The organism is Kaistia nematophila, assembly GCF_026343855.1.
GTDB lineage: Bacteria > Pseudomonadota > Alphaproteobacteria > Rhizobiales > Kaistiaceae > Kaistia > Kaistia nematophila.
Window position 1 is genome coordinate 921,147 of record NZ_JAPKNK010000001.1, and the last position, 25,137, is coordinate 946,283.

20 protein-coding genes are annotated in these 25,137 nt (G+C 66.5%); 14 read left to right on the plus strand and 6 right to left on the minus strand.

Going from position 1 to position 25,137, the window contains the following annotated elements:
- Positions 1–153: 153 nt before the first annotated feature.
- From OSH07_RS04175 to OSH07_RS04185, 3 genes are all read left to right on the plus strand, one after another.
- Positions 154–1,209: a helix-turn-helix domain-containing protein gene (locus tag OSH07_RS04175; protein ID WP_266337328.1), complete on the plus strand. Its 1,056-nt coding sequence runs from the start codon at positions 154–156 to the stop codon at positions 1,207–1,209.
- Between the two features lie 381 nt (positions 1,210–1,590).
- Positions 1,591–2,667, plus strand: coding sequence for an efflux RND transporter periplasmic adaptor subunit (locus OSH07_RS04180; RefSeq protein ID WP_420909590.1), 1,077 nt, complete (start codon positions 1,591–1,593; stop codon positions 2,665–2,667).
- Positions 2,664–5,762 (plus strand): efflux RND transporter permease subunit, encoded by a 3,099-nt coding sequence (locus tag OSH07_RS04185; RefSeq protein WP_266337329.1) that lies wholly within the window; start codon positions 2,664–2,666, stop codon positions 5,760–5,762. The genes OSH07_RS04180 and OSH07_RS04185 overlap by 4 nt, the downstream gene beginning before the upstream one ends.
- Before the next feature lie 333 nt (positions 5,763–6,095).
- Here OSH07_RS04185 and OSH07_RS04190 read toward each other — a convergent pair whose 3' ends face one another.
- The 3 genes from OSH07_RS04190 to OSH07_RS04200 form a co-directional block, all read right to left on the minus strand.
- A complete protein-coding gene (locus OSH07_RS04190) occupies positions 6,096–7,259 on the minus strand; it encodes an alpha/beta hydrolase (protein WP_266337330.1) in 1,164 nt (387 codons plus the stop codon).
- A 278-nt stretch (positions 7,260–7,537) separates the two neighbouring features.
- Entirely contained in the window at positions 7,538–8,035 is a 498-nt protein-coding gene (locus tag OSH07_RS04195) for a DUF992 domain-containing protein (protein WP_266337331.1), read from the minus strand.
- Positions 8,036–8,069: 34 nt separating this feature from the next.
- Positions 8,070–8,852, minus strand: coding sequence for a hypothetical protein (locus OSH07_RS04200; protein WP_266337332.1), 783 nt, complete (start codon positions 8,850–8,852; stop codon positions 8,070–8,072).
- Positions 8,853–9,239: 387 nt separating this feature from the next.
- Between OSH07_RS04200 and OSH07_RS04205 the strand changes: the two genes are divergently transcribed.
- Both OSH07_RS04205 and OSH07_RS04210 read left to right on the plus strand, forming a co-directional pair.
- Positions 9,240–10,220, plus strand: a complete 981-nt coding sequence (locus tag OSH07_RS04205) for an AraC family transcriptional regulator (protein WP_266337333.1) — start codon at positions 9,240–9,242, stop codon at positions 10,218–10,220.
- Between the two features lie 40 nt (positions 10,221–10,260).
- Entirely contained in the window at positions 10,261–11,016 is a 756-nt protein-coding gene (locus tag OSH07_RS04210; RefSeq protein ID WP_266337334.1) for a bestrophin-like domain, read from the plus strand.
- Positions 11,017–11,200: 184 nt separating this feature from the next.
- Here the strand turns inward: OSH07_RS04210 and OSH07_RS24420 are convergent, their stop codons facing one another.
- A complete protein-coding gene (locus OSH07_RS24420; RefSeq protein ID WP_266337387.1) occupies positions 11,201–11,575 on the minus strand; it encodes a hypothetical protein in 375 nt (124 codons plus the stop codon).
- Between OSH07_RS24420 and OSH07_RS04220 the strand changes: the two genes are divergently transcribed.
- The 8 genes from OSH07_RS04220 to OSH07_RS04255 all read left to right on the plus strand — a co-directional run bounded on the left by OSH07_RS04220 (position 11,480) and on the right by OSH07_RS04255 (position 20,938).
- The gene (locus OSH07_RS04220; protein WP_266337385.1) at positions 11,480–12,574 is read left to right on the plus strand and encodes a glycosyltransferase family 2 protein; all 1,095 of its coding nucleotides are present in this window, start codon (positions 11,480–11,482) and stop codon (positions 12,572–12,574) included. The two genes, OSH07_RS24420 and OSH07_RS04220, sit on opposite strands and share 96 nt — an antisense overlap.
- On the plus strand, positions 12,574–13,635 hold the full coding sequence (locus tag OSH07_RS04225) for a glycosyltransferase family 2 protein (RefSeq protein ID WP_266337335.1): 1,062 nt from the start codon (positions 12,574–12,576) through the stop codon (positions 13,633–13,635). Before OSH07_RS04220 ends, OSH07_RS04225 begins: the two co-directional genes overlap by 1 nt.
- 521 nt (positions 13,636–14,156) lie before the next feature.
- The gene (locus OSH07_RS04230; protein ID WP_266337336.1) at positions 14,157–15,170 is read left to right on the plus strand and encodes a BMP family lipoprotein; all 1,014 of its coding nucleotides are present in this window, start codon (positions 14,157–14,159) and stop codon (positions 15,168–15,170) included.
- 214 nt (positions 15,171–15,384) lie between these two features.
- Complete coding sequence (locus OSH07_RS04235) at positions 15,385–16,923, plus strand: ABC transporter ATP-binding protein (protein WP_266337337.1); 1,539 nt, start codon at positions 15,385–15,387, stop codon at positions 16,921–16,923.
- Positions 16,923–17,966: an ABC transporter permease gene (locus OSH07_RS04240; RefSeq protein WP_266337338.1), complete on the plus strand. Its 1,044-nt coding sequence runs from the start codon at positions 16,923–16,925 to the stop codon at positions 17,964–17,966. Before OSH07_RS04235 ends, OSH07_RS04240 begins: the two co-directional genes overlap by 1 nt.
- Positions 17,954–18,949 (plus strand): ABC transporter permease, encoded by a 996-nt coding sequence (locus OSH07_RS04245; RefSeq protein WP_266337339.1) that lies wholly within the window; start codon positions 17,954–17,956, stop codon positions 18,947–18,949. The genes OSH07_RS04240 and OSH07_RS04245 overlap by 13 nt, the downstream gene beginning before the upstream one ends.
- Before the next feature lie 11 nt (positions 18,950–18,960).
- Positions 18,961–19,974 (plus strand): nucleoside hydrolase, encoded by a 1,014-nt coding sequence (locus OSH07_RS04250; protein WP_266337340.1) that lies wholly within the window; start codon positions 18,961–18,963, stop codon positions 19,972–19,974.
- A 10-nt stretch (positions 19,975–19,984) separates the two neighbouring features.
- Positions 19,985–20,938 (plus strand): nucleoside hydrolase, encoded by a 954-nt coding sequence (locus OSH07_RS04255; RefSeq protein ID WP_266337341.1) that lies wholly within the window; start codon positions 19,985–19,987, stop codon positions 20,936–20,938.
- Between the two features lie 87 nt (positions 20,939–21,025).
- Here OSH07_RS04255 and OSH07_RS04260 read toward each other — a convergent pair whose 3' ends face one another.
- Together OSH07_RS04260 and OSH07_RS04265 are read right to left on the minus strand one after the other, a co-directional pair.
- Positions 21,026–22,570: a TerC family protein gene (locus OSH07_RS04260; RefSeq protein WP_266337342.1), complete on the minus strand. Its 1,545-nt coding sequence runs from the start codon at positions 22,568–22,570 to the stop codon at positions 21,026–21,028.
- Positions 22,571–23,139: 569 nt separating this feature from the next.
- Positions 23,140–24,273, minus strand: coding sequence for a helix-turn-helix transcriptional regulator (locus tag OSH07_RS04265; protein ID WP_266337343.1), 1,134 nt, complete (start codon positions 24,271–24,273; stop codon positions 23,140–23,142).
- A 392-nt stretch (positions 24,274–24,665) separates the two neighbouring features.
- Here OSH07_RS04265 and OSH07_RS04270 point away from each other — a divergent pair.
- Positions 24,666–25,137 (plus strand): hypothetical protein (locus OSH07_RS04270; RefSeq protein WP_266337386.1); only part of this gene is annotated, 472 nt, incomplete at its 3' end.

Genomic DNA, 25,137 nt, shown 5'->3' on the forward strand with positions numbered 1-25,137 from the left:
GCGAATCGCAACGCGCGGCCGCACACTGTGACCTAACGGTATTGCTGCACTGCGATATTGATCCAGATCATTTGTCACGTGCAACCTGCATTAGTAAGAAGAGATGAGTTCCCGTGCCGCCGCTGGCGCCGGATCGGGTGACGAGGAGTGCGCATGACCGATGTTGTGGAGCCCGTGTCGGCGCCGTCCCCTTTGATCCAGCCGATCGTATTCAGCACCGCCGCATTGCCGGCTCGCAGCCAGTTCGAAGCCTGGCGCAACCTAATGTCGCCGGTGATCGACTTCGATGTTCCCGACGGACGCGAGGGCGGGTTCCCGGCCGAGCAGAGGGTGTGGGACGTCGGTGGTTTCGCCCTGACGCGGGCCCGCATGCCGGCCGACGGCCGGTTGCGCGTCTGGCAGCACATCCGCAAGAATCCGCTCGATCACTGGTGCTTCGTGCTGGTGAATGACGGCACGGGCCCGGCGGTGCCGTCGAGCCGTCCGGAGCCGCGCCAGATCTTCTTCCGCTCCCTGGCCGAGCCGTTCGACGGGGCAGCCAGGGACACCAGCGTGCTGACGCTCTATGCGCCGCGCGAACTGTTCGGCGAGGGGCTGATGGGCATCGGCCGCGGCTCGGGCGTGATCGCCGATGTCGGCCTAGGCGCGCTGCTCGGCGATTATTTCCTCAATCTCGAAAAGCGCCTGCCGGGTGTCGGCGTGGCGGATCTGCCGCAGGTCGTCGAGGCGACGCGGGCGATGATAGCCGCCTGCGTCCGCCCGTCGATGGAGCGCGTGGAGGTCGCTCATGATGCGATCGTCGCGACGCTCATGGAGCGTGCCCGCGTCGTCATCCGTCAGAATCTCGGCTCCGTCACCTTCGGGCCGGACCGGCTCGCCCAGGCGCTCGGCGTGTCGCGCTCGAAGCTCTACCGGATGTTCGAGCCTTTCGGAGGCGTTGCCCGCTATGTGCATCGCCAGCGGCTGGTGGCGGCGCATTCCGCCCTCTCCGATGTCGCCAACAAGACGCCGATCATCCAGATCGCCGAGGCGCTCGGCTTCAGCGACGCCTCCGGCTTCAGCCGCGCCTTCAAGCAGGAATTCGGCCACAGCCCGAGCGAAGCGCGCCTCGCCGCTGTCGTTGGTGCGCCGCTACCCTCCGCCATGCGGCGCGCGGGCGGCGACGCGGGCGCCGATTTCGGCGAAATGCTTCGGCGGCTCTGCGCTTGAGACCGGGCCGGGAAGGCGGGCCCGGCGTGCTGATATTGCAACGCACCAAATTTGTCCGCCGATTGGGATGCAATGCATAGTGACGAGACACAGCGCTCATCACTTTGACATGTCGAGCGGATAGCTTCCGCCGCGAGAATCTGGAGTTTTTCGGGGCGGCTCATTCGGCCCGGAGAGGCGCGATGGCGGCGAGTGTTCCTCACTTGACTGCCCTTGGGTCTGGCTTCAGAGAAGAGTCCATGGTGCGCGCAAGGGCGCGCGAGTTCCGGGTGACGCGTGGCTTCGAGGTGCGATCCCGCCCGAGCCATCGTCCTCCGGACATTCTGGTTCGGGGGATGTTTCGTGACGAACAGGACTGATCGTCGGACGAGTGGGCGTGGCGTGATCGGCATCGCCGCGGTCCTTTTCGTGGCCGCGCCGATCCTGGCGGCATGCCAGCGCGAGAGCGAGGCCGAGGCTCCCGAAGTGCGTCCCGTGCGGACCGTCGTCGCGGCGCGAGAGAAGGTCGGCGAGACCGTGGTCCTGACCGGCCAGGTTCAGGCCCAGAACGAGGCGAGCATGGCGTTCCGCATCGGCGGCCGCATGATCGAGCGTCCCGTCAATGTCGGCGATCATGTCGAGGCCGGCCAGCTGCTGGCCCGGCTCGATCCCGTCAACGAGCTGAATGCGCTTCGCTCGGCTCAGGCGGCGCTCGCCGCCGCGCAGGGCCAGCTTACCCAGGCCCGCAACGCTTATGGCCGGCAGGAGCACCTGCTGCGCAACGGCTTCACCACGCGCGCCAATTACGACCAGGCGGCGCAGGCGCAGCAGACCGCGCAGGCCCAGGTCGACGACGCCGAGGCGCAGCTGGAGATCGCGCATGACCGCGTCGCCTTCACCGAGCTCAAGGCCGACGTTTCCGGCACGATCACCGCGCGCGGCGCAGAGCCGGGCGAAGTGGTGCAGGCCGGACAGATGATCGTGCAGCTGGCGCGGCGCGATGGCCGTGACGCTGTCTTCGACGTGCCGGCGCAGGTGCTGCGCGCCGCCCCGGCCGATCCGATCATCAGCGTCCGCCTGACCGACGATCCCTCGGTCTCCGCCGTTGGCCGCGTTCGCGAGGTCGCGCCGCAGGCCAATGCCCAGACGCGCAACTTCCCCGTCCGCGTCGGCCTCGACAATCCGCCGGCGGCCCTGCTGCTCGGCTCGACCGTTACCGGCACGATGGTGATGGATTCCTCGCCCGTGATCGCGATCCCGGCGACGGCACTGACCACCTCGGAGCAAAATCCGGCGGTCTGGATCGTCGATCCCGCCACCTCGACCGTCTCGCTGCGCAATGTCGATATCGTCCGGCATGATCCGGCTACAGTCGTCGTCTCGCAGGGCCTCGATACGGGCGAGATCGTCGTCACCGCCGGCGTGCAGGCGCTTCATCCGGGCCAGAAGGTCCGTCTGCTTGGGGCGACCGCGCAATGAGTGGCCTCAACCTCTCTGCCTGGTCGCTCAACCATCGCTCTTTCGTCGTCTACTGGATGATCGCGGTGATGGTGGCGGGCATCGCCTCCTTCATCAATCTCGGCCGCAACGAAGATCCGCCGATCACCATCAAGACAATGATCGTGCACGCCGTCTGGCCGGGCGCGACCATCGAGGACACGCTCAACCAGGTCACCGAGCGGCTCGAGCGCAAGATCCAGGAAATCCCCGAGGTTGACGACGTCCGTTCCTCGACCAGCGCCGGCAGCACGACGCTTTTCGTCAACCTGCGCCAGGAAGTGACCTCGGCCGAGGTTCCCGACGTATGGTACGAGGTGCGCAAGGGCATCGGCGACATCCGCCAGACGCTGCCTGCCGGCGTCCTCGGACCCTTCTTCAACGACAGCTTCGGCGACACCTTCGGCATCATCTACGGCTTCACCGCCGACGGCTTCACGCATCGCGAACTGCGCGACTACGTCGAGGCCGCGCGCTCTCGCCTGCTGCACGTCCCCGACGTCTCGCAGATCGAGATCATCGGCGCGCAGGACGAGAAGATCTATGTCGAGTTCTCGACCGAGCAACTCGCGGGGATGGGCATTGATCGCTCGGCGCTCCTGAATGCGCTGCGCGCGCAGAACGTCGTCAGCCCGGCCGGCGTGCTCGAGACCGGCGAGGAGCGCATCTCGCTGCGCGTTTCCGGCGCCTTCGAGAACGAGCAGGACCTTCTCGACATCAACTTCGTCGCCAATGGCCGGCTCGTCCGGTTGCGCGACATTGCCCAAGTCCGCCGTGGCTACGCCAGCCCGCCGCAGCCGCAGTTCCGCGTGAACGGCCAGCCGGCGATCGGCCTCGGGATCGCCATGCGCGACGGTGGCGACATCCTCGCGCTCGGCAAGAATATCCGCGCCGCCATGTCCGAGATCACGGCCGACCTGCCGCTCGGCATCCAGCCGACGCTGGTCGCCGACCAGGCCGTCGTCGTCGACGAGGCGATCGGCGATTTCACCACGTCGCTCTGGCAGGCGATCGCCATCATCGCGGTGGTCAGTTTCGTCAGCCTCGGCATCCGTGCCGGCACGGTGGTGGCGCTGGCCATCCCGATCTCGCTCGCCATGGTGTTCGTGGTGATGAGCATCGTCGGCATCGACCTGCAGCGAATATCGCTCGGCGCGCTGATCATCGCGCTCAGCCTGCTGGTCGATGACGCGATGACGACGGTCGACTCGATGACATCGAGGCTGGCGGCCGGCGAGACAAAGGAAGCCGCTGCGGCGAACACGTTCCAGACGCTGGCGCTCGCCATGCTGACAGGAACGCTCGTCACCGCCGCCGGCTTCGTGCCGATCGGCTTCGCGCGCAGTTCGGCCGGCGAATACACCTTCTCGATCTTCGCCGTCGTCGGTATCGCGTTGGTGGTGTCTTGGCTCGGCGCGGTGATCTTCTCGCCGCTAATCGGCGCCGTGCTGTTGAAGGCGCCGAAGGAGAAGGCGGATCCGAACAAGGTCAACGTGATCGTACGTGTGTTCCGCGCGATCCTTTTGACGGCGATGCGGATGCGCTGGGTCACCATCGGCCTGACCCTCGCCTGCTTCGTCGGCGCGATCCTGCTTGCGCCTCACGTGCCGCGCCAGTTCTTCCCGGCTTCGGACCGTACCGAACTGATGGTCGATCTCCGCCTTCGGCAGAATGCCTCGATCTACGAGAGCGGCGATGTGTCGGCGCGCTTCGACGCCATCATGAAGGACGACCCGGACGTCGCCCGCTGGAGCACCTATATCGGCCGCGGCGCCATCCGCTTCTACCTGCCGCTCAATGTCGAGCTGCCGAACGAGTTCTTCGCGCAGGCCGTCGTGATCGCCAAGGACGTCGATGCCCGGCTGCGGCTCGAGGAGCGTCTCGAAAAGAAGCTGGCGGAACAGTTCCCGGATTCGGTCTCGCGCGTTGCGCCGCTTGAACTCGGCCCGCCGGTTGGCTGGCCGGTGCAGTATCGCGTCAGCGGTCCGGATGTAGACAAAGTCCGCGACATCTCGATGAGCCTGGCCCAGATCGTTTCGGGCAATCCCGATACGCGCCGGGTCAATTTCGACTGGATGGAGCCGGCGCGCATGGTGCGCGTCAAGATCGACCAGGACCAGGCCCGCCTGCTCGGCTTGAGCTCGCAGGCGCTTTCCGCCGCGCTGAACTCTGTCGTGACGGGAACGACGGTCACGCAGGTCCGCGACGACATCTACCTCGTCGATGTCGTGGCCCGCGCCACCAACGAGCAGCGCATCTCGCTGGCCAACCTGCAGACCCTGCAGGTGCCGCTGCCGAATGGCCGCACCGTGCCGCTGCGCCAGTTCGCGACCTTCGAGTATGGCCAGGAATATCCCGTGATCTGGCGTCGCGACCGCGTGCCGACGCTGACGGTGCAGGCCGACGTCGTCCCCGGCGGCTCGCCGGAGGCGGTCGTCGAGGCGCTGGAGAAGCCGGTCGAAGCGCTGCGCGGCACCCTGCCGCTCGGCTACGACATCGTCGTCGGCGGCGTCGTCGAGGAGAGCGCCCAGTCGCTCGCCTCGGTAATGGCGGTCGTACCGATCATGCTGTTCCTGATGGTGTCGTTCCTGATGGCGCAGCTGCAGAGCTTCGGCAGGCTGTTCCTGGTGCTCTGCGTCGTGCCGATGGGGTTGATCGGCGTCGTCGGGTCGCTGTTCCTGTTCAACAGGCCGCTCGGCTTCGTCGCCATCCTCGGCATCCTGTCGCTGCTCGGACTGATCGCCAAGAACGCGGTCATCCTGATCGAGCAGATCGAGGCGGAAAGGCGCCGCGGCCTGTCGATCTGGGATGCGGTGCTCGAGGCGACGGTGTCGCGCTTCCGGCCGATCATGCTGACGGCGATCTCGACCGTTCTCGGCATGATCCCGATCGCGGCGACGATCTTCTGGGGCCCGATGGCATTCGCCATCATGGGCGGCCTGCTCGTCGCGACCCTGCTGACGCTGGTGTTCCTGCCAACCCTCTATGTCACGTTCTACCGTGGCAAGGAGGGCGAGCCGGCGCCGGCGGCCGTTGACGCGTCCCCGGCCGCGCCGCTGCCGGCTGCAAAGGCCTGAATCGAGCCTCCCACCTGCGCCTCGGGCGTGGGTCGGACCTCTTGCTTGAAGAACAAGGGCCGCGGAACTCCGCGGCCTTCTTTTTTGCGCTGTGGCTGCTCGGGCGAGGTACGCGGACCAGCGCGGCGCAGGCTCTTGGCCCGCCGAAGGCGTGGCTGGCGAAGGCGCTGGAGCCCCCGCTTGGGGGGCGGGATCGATCCGGTGCCTTGTCCGATCCAGACCCGGTGCGAAGCGGGCAGGCGGTGACGCGGCGCCGCCCGGACGGGCCGACGGGATCGACCGGGCGGCTGTCGGCGCGGCTCGGGCCGGCGTCTCTGGAGGCCGAAGAGCGGCCTAGTTGCGTTCGAAGATGAGGATCGGCGCGGTGAGCACAGCGCCGGCGGCCGAACCCAGCACCTGGCCGGCGCCGAGTGTCGTCGCCCCCAGCGAATTGCTGCCGCTGAGGCTCGAATCCGTCACGCGCTGGCCCTTGATCAGCCGGTCGCCCATCAGTTGCACCACTTCGGGGCTTGTGGCGAACTTGCTGTGGTTCAGGCGGTCGCCGTTCTGCAGCGCCGTCAGGTCGAGCACGGTGATGCCGGTCGCCGATTCCATCTGCGACAGATAGGGTTCCTTGGTGATGTCGACGGCGCCGAGCCGCGTCATCCGGCCGGACAGCAGCCGCGACAGCCGCAGGGCGCGATCGTTCTGCGATACGAACAGCGTGATGTGCGGCCGCTGCGGGCCCATCTCCAGCACCTGCTTGCGGAACACGTCGATATCGAGATCCGGCGAGGCGAGGATCAGGTTCGACACCTTGGCCGGGACGCGGCCGTCCTGCAAAGCGATCTGCCGGACCGCTTCGACCGCCAGCCAGCCGCCCATCGAATGGGCCATGATGGTGACGTCGGAGACGGCCGGGCTGGAGGCGGCGGCGCGGATCACCGTGGCTAGCTCGCTGCGCGAATAGTTGGCGCTCTCGCGGTCGTAGTTGTAGTCGAAGATGTTGCCGCGCGATGGCCACGAGAACAGGATCGGCGCGACATTGGCGTCGGTGTCATGCACGATCTGGGCGAAGCGGAAGACGCTGTCGGCGAACTGCGTGTTGAAGCCGTGCACGAAGATCAGCACGCGCCGCGGCTTGCCGGCCGTGCGCTTGAACCACGCCTTGGCTTCGCTTGGTTGCATCGACAACACCTTGGTGGTGACGAAGTCGCGCGCCGGGTCGCCCGGCACCCGGTTGGGCCACTGGATGCTGCCGACCTCGCGCTGGTTCGGAACCGAGACGACGATGTTGTCGAGCGAGAGGTTCGGGCCTCGTTGACCGTTGAAGTAGACGCCGGGCGCTGGATCGGGGGCGCGGGTGGTGGCAACGAGGAGATCGACCTTGCTGGCGGCGGCGGGATCTGCCTGGACCGGGGCAAGCACGCCCTGCGGCCGAGACGCGCAGGCGCTCAGTCCGAGGGCTAGTCCGAGGATCAGCAGGGCCCTGGACAGGAAACAGGCAACAGACGACACGCGGCCCCCGCAAGCAACACCGACCCGCCAGCACCCTAACCCAGCGTTCTGACGGAACTGTTACACGGCTCCTCGGGCAGAATGAAGGGTCGAGCGACCGTTGATGGCGCCGGACACGGGAAGCCCTGGCGTTCGCTTCGCTTTTCTCGCTATCCGTGGCCGTTCTGCCATGCGGCGGAGCGTGCGCAAGCTGGCGCGACCCGCAAGCCGGGGGGCGTGGTCCCGCCTGCGCCACGCAGCCATGGTGCGGGCGAGCGCTTCGGCTCGCCCGGGTCCCGTCAGGGGCTGGACGCCAGCGTGAGCTGGGTGACGCCGGCCGCGATGTTGATGCCGATTTCGCCCTCGACCGAGATTGGCTGCAAAGCGAAGGCGTTGTCCGAGCCGCCGACCAGCACGTTCGCGCCGAGGCCGGGGCCGAAGGCGGCGTCGGCGCTGGCGCCGACATATTTGCCGGCGAGCGCGCCGATGGCGGGCGCATTGTTGGTCTGCGCGATCACGCCCCAGATCAGGTGGCTCTTCTCCAGGCCACCCAGCGCAAGGCCGAAGGTCTCGATCTTGCCGGTATAACCGTTGGTTCCGTCGCCCTGTTCCGGCTTGAACTGGCAGGTCATCGTCTGCTTCTCCACGACGACAAGACCGACGCCGCCAGAGACGTCGCAGGTAAGCGTCCCGATCTTGGTCGCGGATTGCGCCATGGCGCCCGAGGACAGCAACAATGATGCGGCGACGCCGATGCCCGCGCCGATCGCGGTCCGCGAGAAAGCAGAGAATACCATGCTCAATAGCCCTGAGTTCGTGCCCCGCCGTCCTCTAGAAATGTACGCCGAGGCTGGTGAAAATACCTTGTTGGGTTGTATCGAAGACGAATCCGTCCTTTTCATAGTCCGTATAGATGACACGATAACCGATGGCGGTCGAGATCGTCTTGGTCCAGTTGTAGCCGAGGGTTGCAAAGCCCTGGGATGTGAATTTCGAGCCGACGTCGAAGCCGCCGACATCGCCGATCGCGTTGATGAACCAGCGGTCGTTGATGTCATAGTGCAGGGCGAGGCCGATGGTCGGATCGATCCAGTGCTTGGTTCCTTCCTCGTCGAAGGAGAATGCCGGGTCTGCCGCGTCGAGATCGAGTTCGGCGGTCAGGCGCTGATAGCGGAAGCCCGCCGTCGCGCTCAGGCTGAGATTGGGAACATTGATCGGTAGGCGATATCCGACGAGAGCGGAGGCGGTCAGCTGCTTCTGGACGAAGTCGAGCGCGGCGCCGTTTCGGCCGACCTGTTCATCGTCGCCAATCTTGACCCACATCACGTCGGTCAGGAACAGCCAGTCGCCGTACTCCGCGCCGAACGACGCCATCAATGCGCCCTTGAGATGCTGGAGCGCGTCCCAGGGCGTCACGTCGATGTGCTGCGGCTGAAGTCCCCGCACGCCGACGTCGCCGGAGACACCGGAGGCCCAGCCATAGAAGGTGGCCTGGAAGCGCCAGTCTTGCGTGGGAGCGATAGGCTCGACCGGCGTCGGTTCGAGATCCGCGGCGAGGGCCGCCCCGGCGGTCGCTACCAGCAAAAGCGGGACGTAAAGGTAGCTTGATCGCAATTTCCCCTCCTTCGTTGCCGCGGACTTCGCTCCGGCCGCAGCGACGCCCGATCCGGCACGCCGCGCACGCTCCTTGCCGCGCCCCGGAGCGCGATCCGCCCGGAATCATCCCCGAATTCGAGGGTGGCTGCTTGTTTTTGGAGGACAGCCATTTGTCTTCGCGGGACAAGCACTCTGCCCTAGCGTAAACTGCGGCGGGACGCGGCCGGATTTCATGCTAGCGTTGCAGGGAAGCCAGGGTGGCGGGGGTCTATGGCGGACGTCGGGGGCAGGGGGGAACTGTCTGCAGGGGCAGGCCGGGAGGTCGAGGACGCGCCGCGGGCGCGATCCGATCGCCGCGATCGCTTGCCGGCGGAATTGTTTCCGCGCGGCTGGATCCGGGTCGGCATGGCGACCGCGATTCCCGGTCTGGTGCGGGGGCGCGGCATAGACCCAGACCCTCTCCTTGCCGCGGCCGGCCTCGATCGCGTCGAGATAGAGGATCCCGACAACAGGGTGGCGATCGGCCGGCTCGGCCGTCTTTTCGGTCTCTGCCAGCAGGCGACGCGCTGCGAGCATTTCGGGTTGCTGGTCGGGCGCGGCGCGGGTCCGTCGGCGCTGGGCGCGATCGGCTGCCTCGCCCAGCATTCGCCGACCGTCGGCGATGCGCTCGACACGCTCGTGCGCCACTTCCATCATCACGATCGCGGCGCCGCGCCGAGCCTGCGCTTCCGGGGTGACGTGGCGATGCTCGGCTATGCCGTCTTCGTGCCGGAGGTCGAGGCGGTCGACCAGTTGGCCGACAGCGTCATCGCGGCCGCGTGCAATCTGCTGCGGGCGATCTGCGGCCCCGGCTGGCAACCCGGCGAGGTCCTGTTGGAACGGCGGGTTCCTGCCGATCCGACGCCGTTTCGCCAGTTCTTCGGCGCCGGCGTCCGTTTCAACCAGGAGAGCGCGGCGATCGTCTTTCCCGCCCACTGGCTGTCGAGGCCGATTGCCGGGGCCGATCTCGTTCTGCGGCGAATTCTCGAACGCCGGGTGGCTGAACTGGAGACGGAGGCGCCGCAAAGCCTGAGCGACCGGCTGCGGGCGCGCCTGCGCGGGACCTTGTTGCGCGAGAAATGCTCGATCGAGGATATCTCGCACCATGTCGACCTGCATCCGAGGACGCTGCGCCGGCGACTGCAGGAAGAGAACACGACCTATAGCGCGCTGGTCGACGAGGTGCGTTTCGAGATCGCCCGCCAATTGCTGTCCGTCACCTCGCTGACGGCCGGCGAGATCGCCTCGGCGCTCGATTATGGCGACAGCGCCGCCTTCACCCGCGCCTTCAAGCGCTGGTCGGGGCTGGCGCCCTCGGCCTGGCGCCTGGCCGAGGCGCCGCGATGAACCGGCCCGGCGTATTCCGGGGGTACCGAGGGGAGTGGGAATGACTTCGATCACGGTCGGCATCGCCGCCTTCGTCGCCATCTTCGGCGGCGTGCTCTTCGGCATTGCGGCTGCCCGCCTGCTTCCCGAGCCGCATCTGAACATGGAGACCCGCAATGCCGTGACCATATCCATGGCGGTCGTCGGCACGTTGTCGGCGCTGGTGATCGGCCTCCTGATCTCGACCGCGAGCACGTCGTTTTCCGCCCGCACCAACGCGATCAGCAACCTTGCCGTGGACATCGTCCGGCTCGATCGTTCGCTTGCCCGCTACGGCCCCGACGCCGACGGCATCCGCCACGCGCTGCACGCCTATGCGAAGGCCAAGGTGGACGAACTGGCGGCCGGGGTCGGCGGCGATGAAATGGGCATGCGGACGCTCGCCATGCTCGAGACGATCAGCGACCAGATCCTCGACCTGCGTCCCGCCGATGATCGCATGCGCCACATCCAGGAGCAGTCGCTGGAGTTCCTGAACAACATCGCCACCGCCCGCTGGCTGCTGATCGAGAACGACAAGAGCGCCGTGCCGGGGCCGTTCCTGGTGCTTCTGATCTTCTGGCTGTCGATCCTGTTCGCGAGCTTCGGCCTGTTCGCGCCGCGCAATGCCACCGCGCTCGCCGCGCTCCTGCTGTGCTCGCTCGCGGTTGCCGGCGGCATCTTCATGATCCTGGAACTGGCCGCCCCGACCGAAGGGGTGATCCGCCCCTCGCTCGAATCGATCCGCGCCGCGATCGACCAACTCGGCGGCCACTAGAAGCGTTCGGCCACCGGCGATGGTGGCAGAACGTACATCCATTCCGCCGCCCCGGACGGGGCGGTGCATGCCCGAAGCAACAAGCATTGAAGTGTTAGCAAAATCCGGTCGAGCTCCAGCCTCCGCAACGCGGGCGCCAGAACATTCTCCGATGCGTGGCGTCGATCCAGTTGAGCTTGGATTGCTAAGTCTCTAAACCTTTTCGCAGGGGCGGGGTAAACGGCAACCGGATATGGATCGATCTTCTGACAGTGAACGTGCGCGAGGCGGGATATCGTCCCACCAGCCCGAATGGGGGCGGGTTCTTCACGGCCGGGCCGATCAGGAGATACGCATCCCGGAGGTCGCCGCGACGGCCCAGGTCGGGCTCAGCCTGGCCGGGCGGTCCGCCGCCCAGCTTCGGCCGCCCATCGTCAGCTTCGTCCTCGTCAACTGGAACTATGGTCGATATATCGGCGCGACCATCGATTCCATCCTCGCCCAGGACTACCCGCATTTCGAATGCGTCATTCTCGATAATGGATCGACCGATGACAGCCGGGTCGTCATCGACCGCCATGTGCGCGGCGACCGCCGTTTCCGCGTCATCCACCTGCCGGAAAACCTGGGCCAACTCGGCGCCACGTTGGTCGCGCTTGGCGAGGTGAAGGGCGGCTTCGTCACCTTCGTCGATTCCGACGATCTGCTCTTTCCCGATTTCGCATCGACGCATCTCCAGGTTCATCTCTCCGCGCCGCGCAGCGTCGCGGTCACGACGAGCGGGGTGGCGGAGGTCGATGGAGCCGGCGTCGTGCTGACGTCGCAATACGCCACGATTCAGCTCGATCGGCACGGCGTGGCGAAAGGCCTTCGCGACGCGTCGACGGTGATCCGGCTGTCGACCATCTCGGACGAGCAGTTCAGGACGTTGCATGCGCTGACGGCCGTCGTCCCTCGCTGGACCAAGGGCTGGCTGTGGGCTCCGGGGACCGGCAACATGATCCGGCGCTCGGTTCTGGAGATGGTTGCGTTCAACGATCGGAACGCCACCTACATGCGCTCGGCGGACGGGCATTTCCTGCCGTTGTGCCATGCCTTCGCTGGCACGGCGCTTATCGACGTTCCGCTCTCGGCCTACCGCATCCACGGCGAGAACTATTTCGTCAATCGGGAGTCGCTTCTGGGCATTCCCAACGGAACGCCCGAGTATGCGGCGAAGAGCCGTCGCGAGTCCTATGAATCGGTCGCGTCGATCCTTGAAAACGCCAGGCAGAATGCCTGGCTCCTGAGGGAGTCGTTCTGGCGCGTGGTCGATATTTCGACGCGGGTACATTCGGACGATCTGAAGGCCTATTACGGCGCGCCGTCGGGCGTGGAGATCTTCGAGCGCCACGCGGCGACGCTGCGCGAAGCGGTGGGTGACAGGGCCTTCATCCAGAACATCTGCGCCCGGTTCGGCTTCCGTGATGCGCGAAGGATCATCGCGAAAGGGTTTGGCGGTCGCGCGCCGGCCCGGCTTCAGCTCAAGATTTTCCGTCTCTGCAGAAACAGGAAGCGCATGAAGGCGCTGCTGCATTGATGGCGGCTCCGCTCGTCAGCTTCGTGGTCATAAACTACAACTACGAGGACTATCTGGCCGAGGCCATCGACAGCGTCCTTGCCCAGGACTACCCCAACATCGAATGCGTGGTCATAGACAACGCATCGACGGACGGAAGCCGCGAGGTGCTGGCTCGCTACGAGGGCGTGGACGCCCGGCTGAGCATCCGCCGCTTCGACAGGAACCTCAATCAGATGGGGGCCCTGCTGAAGATCCTCGACGATCTCCGGGGCAGGTATCTGACGATCGTCGACGCCGATGACTTCATTTTTCCGAACTATGCCTCCCAGCATGTGCTGGCGCACGAGATGGCGCCGCGCGGGCTGGCGTTCACCTCGTCCTGCGTCGTCGAGGTCGATGGCGCCGGCTGTGTTTTGACGGCCGGCTATGACCCGTTTCTCTCGAATGTCGTCCAGGCCCGCCTGGCGGATGGGGAGGCGAACGCCGTCGAGGGCGTCGGCGCGACCGACCGGGCGCTGCTCCTCGAGGCCATCCGGTTGGTCGATCGCGACGACCCCAAGTGGAGATGGTCGCCGGGCACCGCCAATATGCACGACCTGTCGCTGGTCCGCGCGACGAGGCCGATCGGCCATGCCGAGGCCTATGTTGGCGCCACCGACAATTATTTCATGTGGCTGAACCATGCCATCGCGGGCTCTGCTCAGATCCTGACGCCGCTGTCGGCCTACCGGCATCACGGCCGCAACCGGTATGGCGCCATGCCGTCGGTCGCCGGCTTGACGATCGGAACTCGTTCCGGCGTCAATCGATCGGCGGTGCGCCGGCGCGACATCACCCTGGCGCTGGCTTCCCGGGCGCGCGCCTTCCAGCAACTGGCGCCCGGGCGGTTCTGGAAGCTGATGGACGCGCCCGCCGCCGCGGACGGGCAGCCGGTGGAGCTCTATTTCGCCAATCCCCTGGTCCAGAAGATCCTCATCGAGCATCGCGCCGAATTGCTGTCGCTCGGTGCAGCGGAAGTCGAGCGTGAACTTGCTGAGCGCATGGGGCGCAAGGCCGCGCGCAGGATCGCCCGCGCCTGAAGACGGCTGAACGCATATCCATTCGACCCGCCCGGACGGGGCGGCGCGCGCAATTCTCATGCCCGGATGACGGAATGACTCGCCAAGGCGTGTCGTTGCCTGTTCCATAGGCTCTGGGGGACCTGCCCATCGCATGGGCGGCCTCGGCTGGCTTTGGCACGAGGCATGCTTGGCTCGCGCCGGGCTGCAGTCCTGGCCGTGACAGGGTGGCTCGCCGGGTTCCGGTGCCGCGCGGCTGCCGCCTTCTTTGCCGTCGTCATCCGAAAAAATCGTTGGTGATCATCCAAACTGGATCGCGGCGGTTCGATTCTTGTGGGTTGCCACCATCATCTTTCAGTCCAGCCGTACCGGGCGTATTCGCGCAAACGTTTCCGCATTGACAGCGCGATGCGTTCACCGCAATCTCATACGGCCATCAACGATATTCGAGTGACCGGTGCAGGGGAAACTGTCGGGTGCGTCGAGTCGAGGATGGGCATCGACAACGAACGCCTGTTTCACTCCAGAGGGTCGGTTTCATCATGTCCAGTTGGTCTCGTCGTCTCGTCGCGCTGTGCGGCGCCTCCGTCATCGCGCTCGCCAGCCAGGCTGCGCTCGCCAAGGACGTCTCCGTCGCGGCGATCTCCGGCTACTTCTCGCAGGGCTTTGGCGTCGCCATCGTCGAGGGCCTGAAGAAGGCCGAGAAGGATCTCGGCGTGAAGGTCAAGCTGGTCGATACCGGCAACCGCGCCCTCGACTATGAAGAGCAGTTCAACAACCTGGCCAAGGGCGGCGAGTACGACCTCGTCTTCGTCATGGGCTGGGAACTGGTCGACGCGCTGCAGAAGGCGGCCGAGGCCTATCCGAACACCAAGTTCGTGTTCATCGACGGCGTGCTCGATTCCAAGAAGATCATTTATGCCAATTTCGCCCAGAACCAGGGCTCATTCCTGGCCGGCGCGCTCGCCGCGCTGATGGCCGAGAAGGGCAGCGAGATCGAGGGTCTCGGCGACGGCAAGGCTGTCGGCTTCGTCGGCGGCCGCGACATCCCGGTCATCCGTGACTTCCTCGCCGGCTACGAGCAGGGCGCCAAGACCGCCGCTCCCGACGTCCGCCTCGACGCCGTCTTCGCCGGCACCTTCGACGATCCGGCCAAGGGCAGCGAGCTGACCATGGCGCTCTACGGCCAGGGTTCGGACATCGTCTACAACGTCGCCGGTCCGACCGGCGAGGGCGTGCTGCAGGCCAGCGCCGCTGCCGGCAAGTACTCGATCGGCGTCGACGTCAACCAGTGCGACGTCGCGCCGGGCCATGTCATGGCCTCGATGTTGAAGAACGCCAACGTCGCCGTCTACGACCTCGTCAAGGACGTGGTCGACGGCAAGACGATCGAGCCGGGCAGCGTCCACACCGCCGACGTCAAGTCGGGCGGCGTCGAGCTGCTGCTCTGCCCGGGCGTCGCCGACAAGATCCCGGCCGACGTCAAGGAAAAGCTGGAAGCGCTGCGCGCCGACATCGCCTCGGGCAAGATCACCGTCGCGACCACCACGCAGTAACAAGGTCCGGGCTGTCGCCGGTCCCGCCCGCCCGCTCTCCCCGGGCGGGATGGGGCCGGCCGCCCGGTTCTTCCAGGCCTCATCGAGTGGGTGGCGGCGCGTCGTGACGGGCTGCCCCCTTGTGCTGCCGGCGCATCCAGTGCTGGCTGCGACGTGCTGATCCGTCGGGCCCCGGGCCGGAGGCGGCGCGCACGGGCACCAGGGACATATTCTCATGTCATTAGCCATCGAGCTGAAATCGATCACCAAACGGTTCGGCTCCTTCGTCGCGAACGAGGACGTGAATCTCTCCGTCGAGCGCGGCAAGATCCACGCCATCATCGGCGAGAACGGGGCCGGCAAGACCACGCTGATGAACGTCCTGTTCGGGCTGCTGCAGCCGGACGAGGGCGAGATCTGGATCGACGGCGAGAAGAAGGTACTGCCCAATCCGGCCGCGGCGATCGCCGCCGGCATCGGCATGGTGCATCAGCACTTCAAGCTGGTGCCGTCGCTGACGGTGGCCGAGAACGTCTTCCTCGGCATGGAGATCCGCAAGGGCGGCCTGATCGACCACGCCGCCCAGATCAAGCGCACCGCCGAGCTCTCGAAGCAGTTCGGCCTGCAGGTGGATCCGACCGAGCGCGTCGGCCTGCTGTCGGTCGGCATCGAGCAGCGCATCGAGATCCTGAAGGTGCTGGCGCGCGGCGCGCGCATCATCATCCTTGACGAGCCCACCGCCGTGCTGACGCCGCAGGAAAGCCGCGAGCTGTTCCAGACGCTGCGCGGCTTCGTCGCCCAGGGCATGACCGTCATCTTCATCTCGCATCACCTGGAAGAGGTGATGGAGGTTTCCGACAATGTCTCGGTGCTGCGTCTCGGCAAGAACGTCGCCTCGCGCCCGACGGCGGAACTGACCAAGTCCGATCTCGTCCAGCTGATGGTCGGCCGCCTGGTTTCGTTCGACCGCCTGCCGCGCGTCGCCAGCGCCGGCAAGACCGTGCTCGAGGTCGACGATCTCTGGGCGCGTGACGATCGCCGCCTGCCGGCGCTGCGCGGCGTCTCCTTCGGCGTCCGTGCCGGCGAAATCGTCGGCATCGCCGGCGTCGCCGGCAACGGCCAGACCGAACTCGCCGAGGTGCTCTCGGGCCTGCGGCCCTCCAGCCATGGCTCGATCAAGCTCAATGGCCGCACCATCACCGGAGCCTCGGCGCGCGAGATCCGCGCCGCCGGCGTCGGCCATGTGCCGGGCGACCGCCTGGTGCGCGGCGTCGACCGCAACGCCTCGATCTCGATGAACCTGCTGATGGGGCGCCAGGACCAGAGCCCCTGGTCGACGCATGGCATCATCAACCGCTCCTACCTGCTCGAACAGACCAAGGCGCTGATCCAGCGCTTCGACATCCGCACGCGGGGGCCGGAATCGCCGGCCAAGAGCCTGTCGGGCGGCAACATCCAGAAGATCGTGCTGGCGCGCGAGTTCACCGGCAGTGCCGATTGCCTGCTGATCGACCAGCCGACGCGCGGCGTCGACATCGGCGCACAGGAATCGATCCATGGCGAGATCATGCGCCAGCGCGAAGCCGGCAAGGCGATCCTGCTGATTTCTGTGCAGCTCGATGAACTGATCCGGCTCGCCGACCGCATCCTGGTGATGTTCGGCGGCACGATCATGGGCGAGATCTCCGGCGACCGTGTCGACGAGGAAGAGATCGGCATGCTGATGGCCGGCGTCGTCCCCGAGCCGCATTCCAACACCGTGGGGGCCGCTTGATGTCGGACCGCTTCGATAGTCTCTTCGGCCAGGGGCTGGCCATCCTGTTCGCGCTCGGCCTCGGCGCCCTCGTCATCTTGACCGTCGACGAGAGCCCGGTCCGCGTCTTCGTCACCCTGCTGAACGGCGCCTTCGGCAGCCCCGAGCGCATCGCCGGCACGCTGCTGCAGACGACGCCGATCCTGATCTGCGGCATCGCCGCCTGCATCTCGTTCCGCGGCGGCCTGTTCAACATCGGCATCGAGGGCCAGCTTTTCATGGGCGGCTTCTGGGCCACCTGGGTCGGCTTCTCGTTCAACCTGCCGCCGGCGCTGCATCTGCTGCTCGCCATGGCGGTGGCGGTGATCGCCGGCATGGCCTGGATCGCGATCCCCGCCTTCTTCCGGGCGCGCTACAAGACCAACGAGGTGGTCTCGACCATCCTCGCCAACTATGTGGCGATCCTGTTCACATCCTACCTGACCATCAACTGGTTCAAGCGCCCTGGCGGCCAGTCCGAGACGCCGCCGATCCTCGAAAGCGCCTATCTGCCCGAACTGTTCTCGTTCTCGCGGCTGAACTGGGGCCTGATCATCGGCCTGGTGCTCGCGGTCGGCGTCTATCTGTTCTTCAACCGGACCGCGCGCGGCTATGCCGTCACCGAGATGGGCGCCAACCCGAAATTCGCCGAATATGGCGGCATCGACATCAAGAAGCAGACCTTCCTGGTGCTGATCGCCTCCGGCGCGGTCGGCGGCCTCGCCGGCGGCGTCGAGGCGCTCGGCGTGCACCACCGCTTCATGGAGGGCTTCGCGCCCGGCTTCGGCTTCGACGGCGTCATCGCGGCGCTGCTCGCCAACGGCAACCCGATCGGCACCATTTTCACGGCGCTGTTCTTCGGCGCGCTCCGCAGCGGCTCGCTGCTGCTGGAAGTCGACACCACCGCATCGCGCGAGATCATCACCGTCATCCAGGCGCTGATCATCCTCGCCGTCTCGGCCCAGATCACCATCCGCCGCAAGGCATCGGATTCGACCGCGGGAGAGCGTCGATGGAAGTTCTAGAGCGTCTCCTCAACGTCACGCTGGTCGTCGCGACGCTGCGCACGACCGCGCCGATCCTGCTCGTCGCGCTGGGCGGCTCCTTCACCACCAAGGCCGGCATCTTCAACATCGGCCTCGAAGGCCAGATGCTGGTCGGCGCCTTCTTCGCCGTGATCGGCACGATCGCCTCGGGCTCGCCCTGGATCGGCGTTCTCTGCGGCATCCTCGCGGCGCTGACGCTGGCGCTGATCTTCGCCCTGATGGTGGTGACCTTCAAGGCGAACGAGGTCGTCGTCGGCCTGGCGCTCAACATCCTGGCCGGCGGACTGACCATCTCTCTGATGAAGGCGATCTTCGGCACGCGCGGCTCGATCTTCGGCCATGGCCTTGTTGGCCTGCCGGCGCTGAAGCTGCCCAACGTCAAGGATCTCGGCTGGTTCGGCCAGATGATCTCCGGCTACACGCCGCTGGTCTATCTCGCCTTCATCCTCGTGCCGGTGCTGATCCTGTTCTACAACCGCTCGCGGCTCGGCCTCTATATCCGCGTCGTCGGCGAGAAGCCGGAAGCGGCCGAGGCCCTCGGCATCTCGATCGTCCGCATCCGCTATGTGTCGTCGCTGCTCTGCGGCCTGCTGGCCGGTCTCGCCGGCGCGCATTTGTCGCTCGGCTACACGACGATGTTCACCGAGAACATGTCGTCCGGCCGCGGCTTCATGGCGGTGGCGATCCTGATTTTCTCGAACGGCGATCCGCTGAAGATCCTGTTCGGCTGCCTGCTGTTCGGCTTCTCCGACGCGCTGTCGCTGCGCCTGCAGACGCTCGGTATCTCGTCCTATCTCGTGCTCGCCGTGCCCTATCTGGTCGCGCTCATCGCGCTCTTCGCGCTCTCCTACCGGTCGCGCCCCCGCGTGATCCAGGAGACGCTCGCCAGCATGGGACGCGCGCTTTCCGTCAAGTCCAACACCATCCAACCAACTGCCGCCACGGACGCTTCCAAGCCGTGACAGGGGATAAAATGGAACGCATCATTCTCGACGTCGACTCCGCGGGCGACGACATTCTTGCGGTGCTCTTCGCGGCGATCTCGCCGTCGATCAAGCTCGAAGGCGTCACCACCTGCACCGGTGCGGCCGGGCCGATCGAGCAGGTCACCAATGTCGTCCTGAACACGCTGGCGCTGGCCGGCAAGGGCGACGTGCCGGTCGCGAAGGGCGCCTGGCGCCCGATCGTCGGCAATTCCAAGGAAGACATGCAGGCGCCGGTGCATTTCGAGAAGCGCCTCGTCGCGCGTTTCGGCGACCGGCTGAAGAAGTTCAACCCGCCGGCGCCGACCCCGACGCTGAAGGTGATCGACAAGCACGCCGTCGACTTCATCATCGACACCGCGCTCGCCAACCCGGGCGAGATCACGCTCGTCGTCACCGGCCCGATGACCAACGCCGCCATGGCCTTCCTGCAGGAGCCGGCGCTCGCCAAGGCGCTGAAGCGCATGGTGCTGCTCGGCGGCAATTTCGTCACGCCCGGCAACATCACGCCGCTGTCGGAATACAACATCTGGGCCGACCCGGAAGCCGCGCGCGTCGTGCTCAACCAGGGCGTCGACACGATCCTGGTGCCGCTCGACGTCTGCGAGGACAACCGCGCCGCCGCCTCGATGCTGACCCGCGACGACCTGGCCGACCTCAAGGACGCCGGCGATCATCCGGTGCTGCAGATGCTGCAGGACTCGTTCCCGATCTACATCGACATCTGGCGCGAGTTCTTCGATCTCGTCGGCTTCCCGATGGATGACATCATCACCGTCGCGCTCGCCTTCGATCCGACGCTCTGCACCATGACCGAGCCGCTCTTCTGCGACATCGTGCTGGACGGGCGTCTGGCGCGCGGCCAGACCGTCGCCTATCGCGGCCGCCAGTTGCTGCCCGGCGGCGGTCCGAAGACGACGCGGATCTGCACCGACATCGACGGCCGCCGCTTCATGAAGCTCTTCAAGGAAACGATCGTCCGCTACCAGACGGAAGCGGCGTGAGGGCACGAGAATGACCACGACCGAATTGAACACCACCCGCCCGACGCCGATCCTGCTCGACTGCGATCCCGGCCATGACGACGCCATCGCGCTGGTGATGGCGCATCGCTCCAAGGCGATCGACCTGCTCGGCGTCACCGTCACCTGCGGCAATGCCGAGCCGGAGAAGACCGTCTCGAACACGCTGCGCATCCTGGAGTTCATCGGCGCGCATGACGTGCCGGTCGCCGCCGGCTGCGTGCGTCCGCTCGCCCGCCCGCTGGTGCTCGGCACCGCCGACGGCCCGAGCGGCCTGGAGGGCTCGCCCTACCTGCCGCAGGCGACCAAGAAGGTCGAGCCGATGCACGCGGTCGACTTCATCGCCAAGACGCTGCGCGAACAGGATGAGCCGCTCCGCATCGTCGCGACCGGCCCGCTCTGCAATATCGGCCTGTTCGTGCTGAAGTACCCGGAGCTTCTTTCGAAGATCAAGGACATCACCTGGATGGGTGGCGTCTTCTGGCGCAAGAGCGAGTACATCACGCCAACAGAGTTCAACGCCTTCTGCGATCCGGAAGCGCTGAAGATCGTGCTCGACAGCGGCGTGCCCATCACCATGGTCGGCCTCGACGTCACCATGCAGGTGCTGGTCGAGGAACCGCAGTACCGCGAGTTCGAGAAGATCGACACCGAGCTCGGCCGCGTCGTGCTCGACTGGCTGAAGTTCTACGAGAAGCTGCATCGCAACTCGATGGGCGTCGGCGGCGCGCTGCACGACCCGCTGGCGCTGGCGCTGATCATCGATCCGACGCTGGTCAAGACCCGTCCGGCCCATATCGGCGTCGACCTGACCGGCACCTACACCTTCGGTGCGACGGTGGCGGACTACTGGAACGAGCGTGGCCTGCCGCCGAACGCCGAGGTCTGCAAGGAAGTGGATTCCGACCGCTTCTTCGAGCTGCTCTATAGCCTGCTGCGCGACTGATCGTCGTTCCAGCGAAACGGCGAAGCCCGATCGGGCCGGCCGGCGGAGCATCCGCCGGCCGGCCTTTTTCGTAGGCCAGCGCCTGGCTCAGGCCGGCGTCGCCAGCAGCCGGTGGATGCGGCGGCCTTCCAGCGCCGCCACCTCGAAGCGCCACCCTTCCCAGGTGAAGCTCTCGCCGACTTCCGGCAGGTGGCCGAGATGCTCGAGCGCGAAGCCCGCCAGCGTCGTGTGGTCGCCGTCACCCTGCATGTCGCCGGTCTGCAGCGTCCGTTCCGCGTCGTCGATCGGCATCCGCCCGTCGAGCAGCCAGCCGCCATCCTCGCGTCGGGTGGCGTAGGGCTCTTCCTCGCCTGCGAGTTCCGGCATGTCGCCGGCGATCGCGACCAGGATGTCGGTCAGCGTTACGATGCCCTCGAAGGTGCCGTGCTCGTCGACCACGATTGCCATGTGCACGGTCGAGGCCTTGAAGCGCTCGAGCAGCGTCAGGACGGGCATCGTCTCGGTGACGTAGAGCGGCTCGCGGATGGCGGTCTCGATCGCCAGGTCCTCCTCGTCGCGCCCGACCAGGTCCTTGGCGTGGACGATGCCGAGGATCTGGTCTACATCGCCGCGACAGACCGGGAAGCGCGAGCGGCCGCTCTCGCGGATTTCGGCCAGGATTGTCCTCGGATCGTCCTCGACATCGAGCCAGATGGCGTCGACGCGCGGCACCATGATCGAGCGCACCGGCCGGCCGGCAAGCGAAAGCACCTGCTCGATCATCAGGCTTTCCTCGGCGGTGAACGCGCTCTGGCCGCCGCCGGTCGAGACGATCGCCGCGACCTCCTCCGATGCCAGTGGCGCCGACTGGCCGCCGCGCAGGATGCGCAGCACGGCCATCGAGGTGCGGTCGCGCAGGTCCGCCGTGGTGACGCGCTTGACGACGTTGCGGCGGCCGACCTGGTTCGCCGCCTCGATCAAGATCGAGAAGCCGATCGCGGCGTAGAGATAGCCCTTCGGAATGTGGAAGCCGAGGCCCTCGACGATCAGGCTGAAGCCGATCATCAGCAGGAAGCCGAGGCAGAGGATGACTACGGTCGGATGGCGCGAGACGAAGGCCATCAGCGGCCGGCTCGCCAGCATCATGACGCCGATCGCGACGATGACGGCGATCATCATGACCGACAAATGCGAGGCCATGCCGACGGCCGTGATCACGCTGTCGAGCGAGAACACCGCGTCGAGCACGACGATCTGCACGATCACATGCCAGAACACGGCATGCGCGCCGTTGCTCGACTTGGCGCCGTGGTCGCCCTCGAGTCGCTCGTGCAGTTCCATCGTGCCCTTGAACAGCAGGAACAGTCCGCCGACGATCAGGATCACGTCGCGCCAGGAGATTTCGGAACCCAGCACCGTGAAGAGCGGATAGGTGAGCTTGACGATCCAGGAGATCGAGGCGAGCAGCGCAAGCCGCATCACCAAAGCGAGAGACAGGCCGATGATGCGGGCGCGGTTGCGCTGGCTGGGTGGCAGCTTGTCGGCGAGGATCGCGATGAAGACGAGATTGTCGATGCCGAGCACGATCTCGAGCACGATCAGGGTCGCGAGCCCGGCCCAGGCGGCCGGGTCGGCCATCCATTCGAAAATCATTGAGGGGTTCCCGTGACCGGCCGGCTGGACCGGTCATCCTGTTGAGAAGGCGAAGCGGCGGCGCGGATCAGTCTGGCGCGCGGCCACGACGTCGGTGCGACAGCGCCGGCCCTGCGAGGCGAAGATGGGCGTGCGAGCTTCAGCGCGGCGCCGATGCGCCTGCCGGGCCGGTCCGAGGCAGGCAGGGACGCTCCGGCGCGGTGGAACCGGCTGAATCGGTCTCTGCCGCGCAGGCGGCACCGGAAGAGGCTTGGCTTGGATCGGGCGGGCCCCCTGGCCCGGAACGGGGAGGGGGCGGTGGTACTATCAGGGTCGTCGGATGGCATCAGCTGACGGAATCCGGCAAGCGGGACATGGGTTGGCGCGATCTCTCAAGGGTTGGACGGAGCGTCCGATGCACGCAATGTAGGGGCTGATGGGCCATGGGTCCATGCCTAGATCGTTTCAGCGTTTCACGGAAACGCCGAAACGATCTAGCTCTTTGTTCTATCGCGTTTTCTTCACGCGAACCGGGATCCACTTCGCTCGAAAACGCTCTATCGCAAACCGGCGGATGCAGCCCCTTTGCGTCAGCCTCGGCGCACCGGCGGCGACAGCTCGCGCATCAGGCTCTGCAGGCTGCGCTGGTCGCCCGTGCCGGTCTTGTCATAGATCGCCGAGAGCTGCGACTTGACCGTGTCCTGGGTGACGCCCTGCGCCGTGGCGATGTCGTGGCGGGTCATGCCGCCTGCGACATAGCCGGCGACGCGCTTTTCGGCGGGCGTCAGGCCGAACAGGGCGGCGACGGCCTCGACGGCGGTCTGGATCACCGTGCCGGCCGCGGCGATGAAGATGGCGGCGGCGGCGCGCGTTTCGATGGGCTGTCCGAGCGAACGGCGCGTCAGCGGCAGCACATGCGCCACCGCCGGCCGGCTCGTCGCCCCGAGCGGCACGTCGATGCCGACGCCCGCCAGCTCGACCTCGTCGCGGACGCCCAGCGTCACCGCCCGCGCCACGGCGGCATCGGCGAGCGGAAAGCGGATGGTGAGCCGGCCGCCCTGGCTCGCCAGCAGCGCTTCCTCGCGCAGGAAGAGCTCCCCCGCCGGATTGGCGTAGAGGATCTCCATTGTGTCCGCCACGATCACCACGCCGTGCTCGATCCGGTCGATCACTTCCCTGAAGATGGCCGCCTGTCCACGTTCCATCTGCAGCATGTCGTGAATGGTCACGGCGCGGCGGATGTGCGGGCCGAGCTGGCCGACCAGATCGAACTGCGCCTTGCCGATCTCCGGATACTGCACGGATATGTTGATGGTGCCGATGCGGGTCGGACGCTTCAGGATCGCCATGTCGATCGAGTTGGCGACGCCGAACTTCCGATGGAAGTTCTGGTAGAGCGCGCCGTTGCGCCAGACGTCCTCGCCGTCCGGGCCATAGAGCGCGAACATCCGCTCCAGCGTTCCGGGCTCGTCGATCTCCATCCTGTGCAGCAGATGATAGAAGGGGACGTCGCGCGCATGCCTGAGCAGGGCCGCGATCGCGTCCTCGTCGTCGCAGGCAAGCTGGGCGAGGCGGGCGGTGTTCGTGGTCGTGTCGAAGACGGCGATCGTCGTCAGGAAGCCGTCGACCTGCGCGCCGATGAGGCGGAGCGCGATGGGCCAGAGGTTCTCCTCCGCCACGCAGTCATAGATTGCGCCGATCACTTCGGAAAAAGTTGGATCCATGCCTCTGCCGTCGGTGCTGCGGCCGGCGTCACCAGACGTCGAGGCGCGGTTTAGCCTTCCAGAAGAAACTGCACTCGGCGCTCGCGTCCCGAGACCGGGATTCGCGACGGCCGCCCCCTCGACATCGCAGACATGCCGGCAGGGCTTGCTGGGTCCGTCCTGCCGACGGGTCCTCGCACCCTTATCTCACAACCGCGACATCCGGGGAATGCCGACACTATCCGGCCGATCGACGCCCGTTCCATCCCCCGCACGGGCGATGACGCCACCCCTCGGTCCCCCGGATAAAGCCAGCCGCCGGCTGCACGGAACGATCACCAAGGCTCGCTCCGAGGGGCAACCGGCGCCTGATCGTGGAGACGAGATTGAAACACATCGTTGTTCTGGCGGCGCTGGCCGCAAGTCTGACATCGGCGCTGCCGGCCTGGGCAGCGTCCGCGGACGCGTCCCTGCCTGACAAGGTGCGGGCGGCCAATGACCGCTTCCGGAATGTCGAGACAGCCATCAAGGAAGGCTATTCGCCGATCCCCTGCACTTCGGGGATCGAGGGCGGCGCGATGGGCGTGCACTACGTCAACCCGACGCTGATCGGCGACGAGACGATCGACATCGCCAAGCCCGAGGCCGTCATGTACGAGCCCGGCGCCGACGGCAAGATGAGGCTGGTCGCGGTCGAATACATCACCACCAAGGGCCCCGCCAATCTTGGCGGCCAGCTGTTCAGCTTCACCAATTCGCCCAATCGCTACGGCCTTCCCGCCTTCTACGAGCTGCACGTCTGGGCCTGGAAGCCGAACCCGAAGGGCGCCTTCGCCGACATGAATCCCAACGTCTCCTGCGAGCATGCGCACGAGATGGCGAACT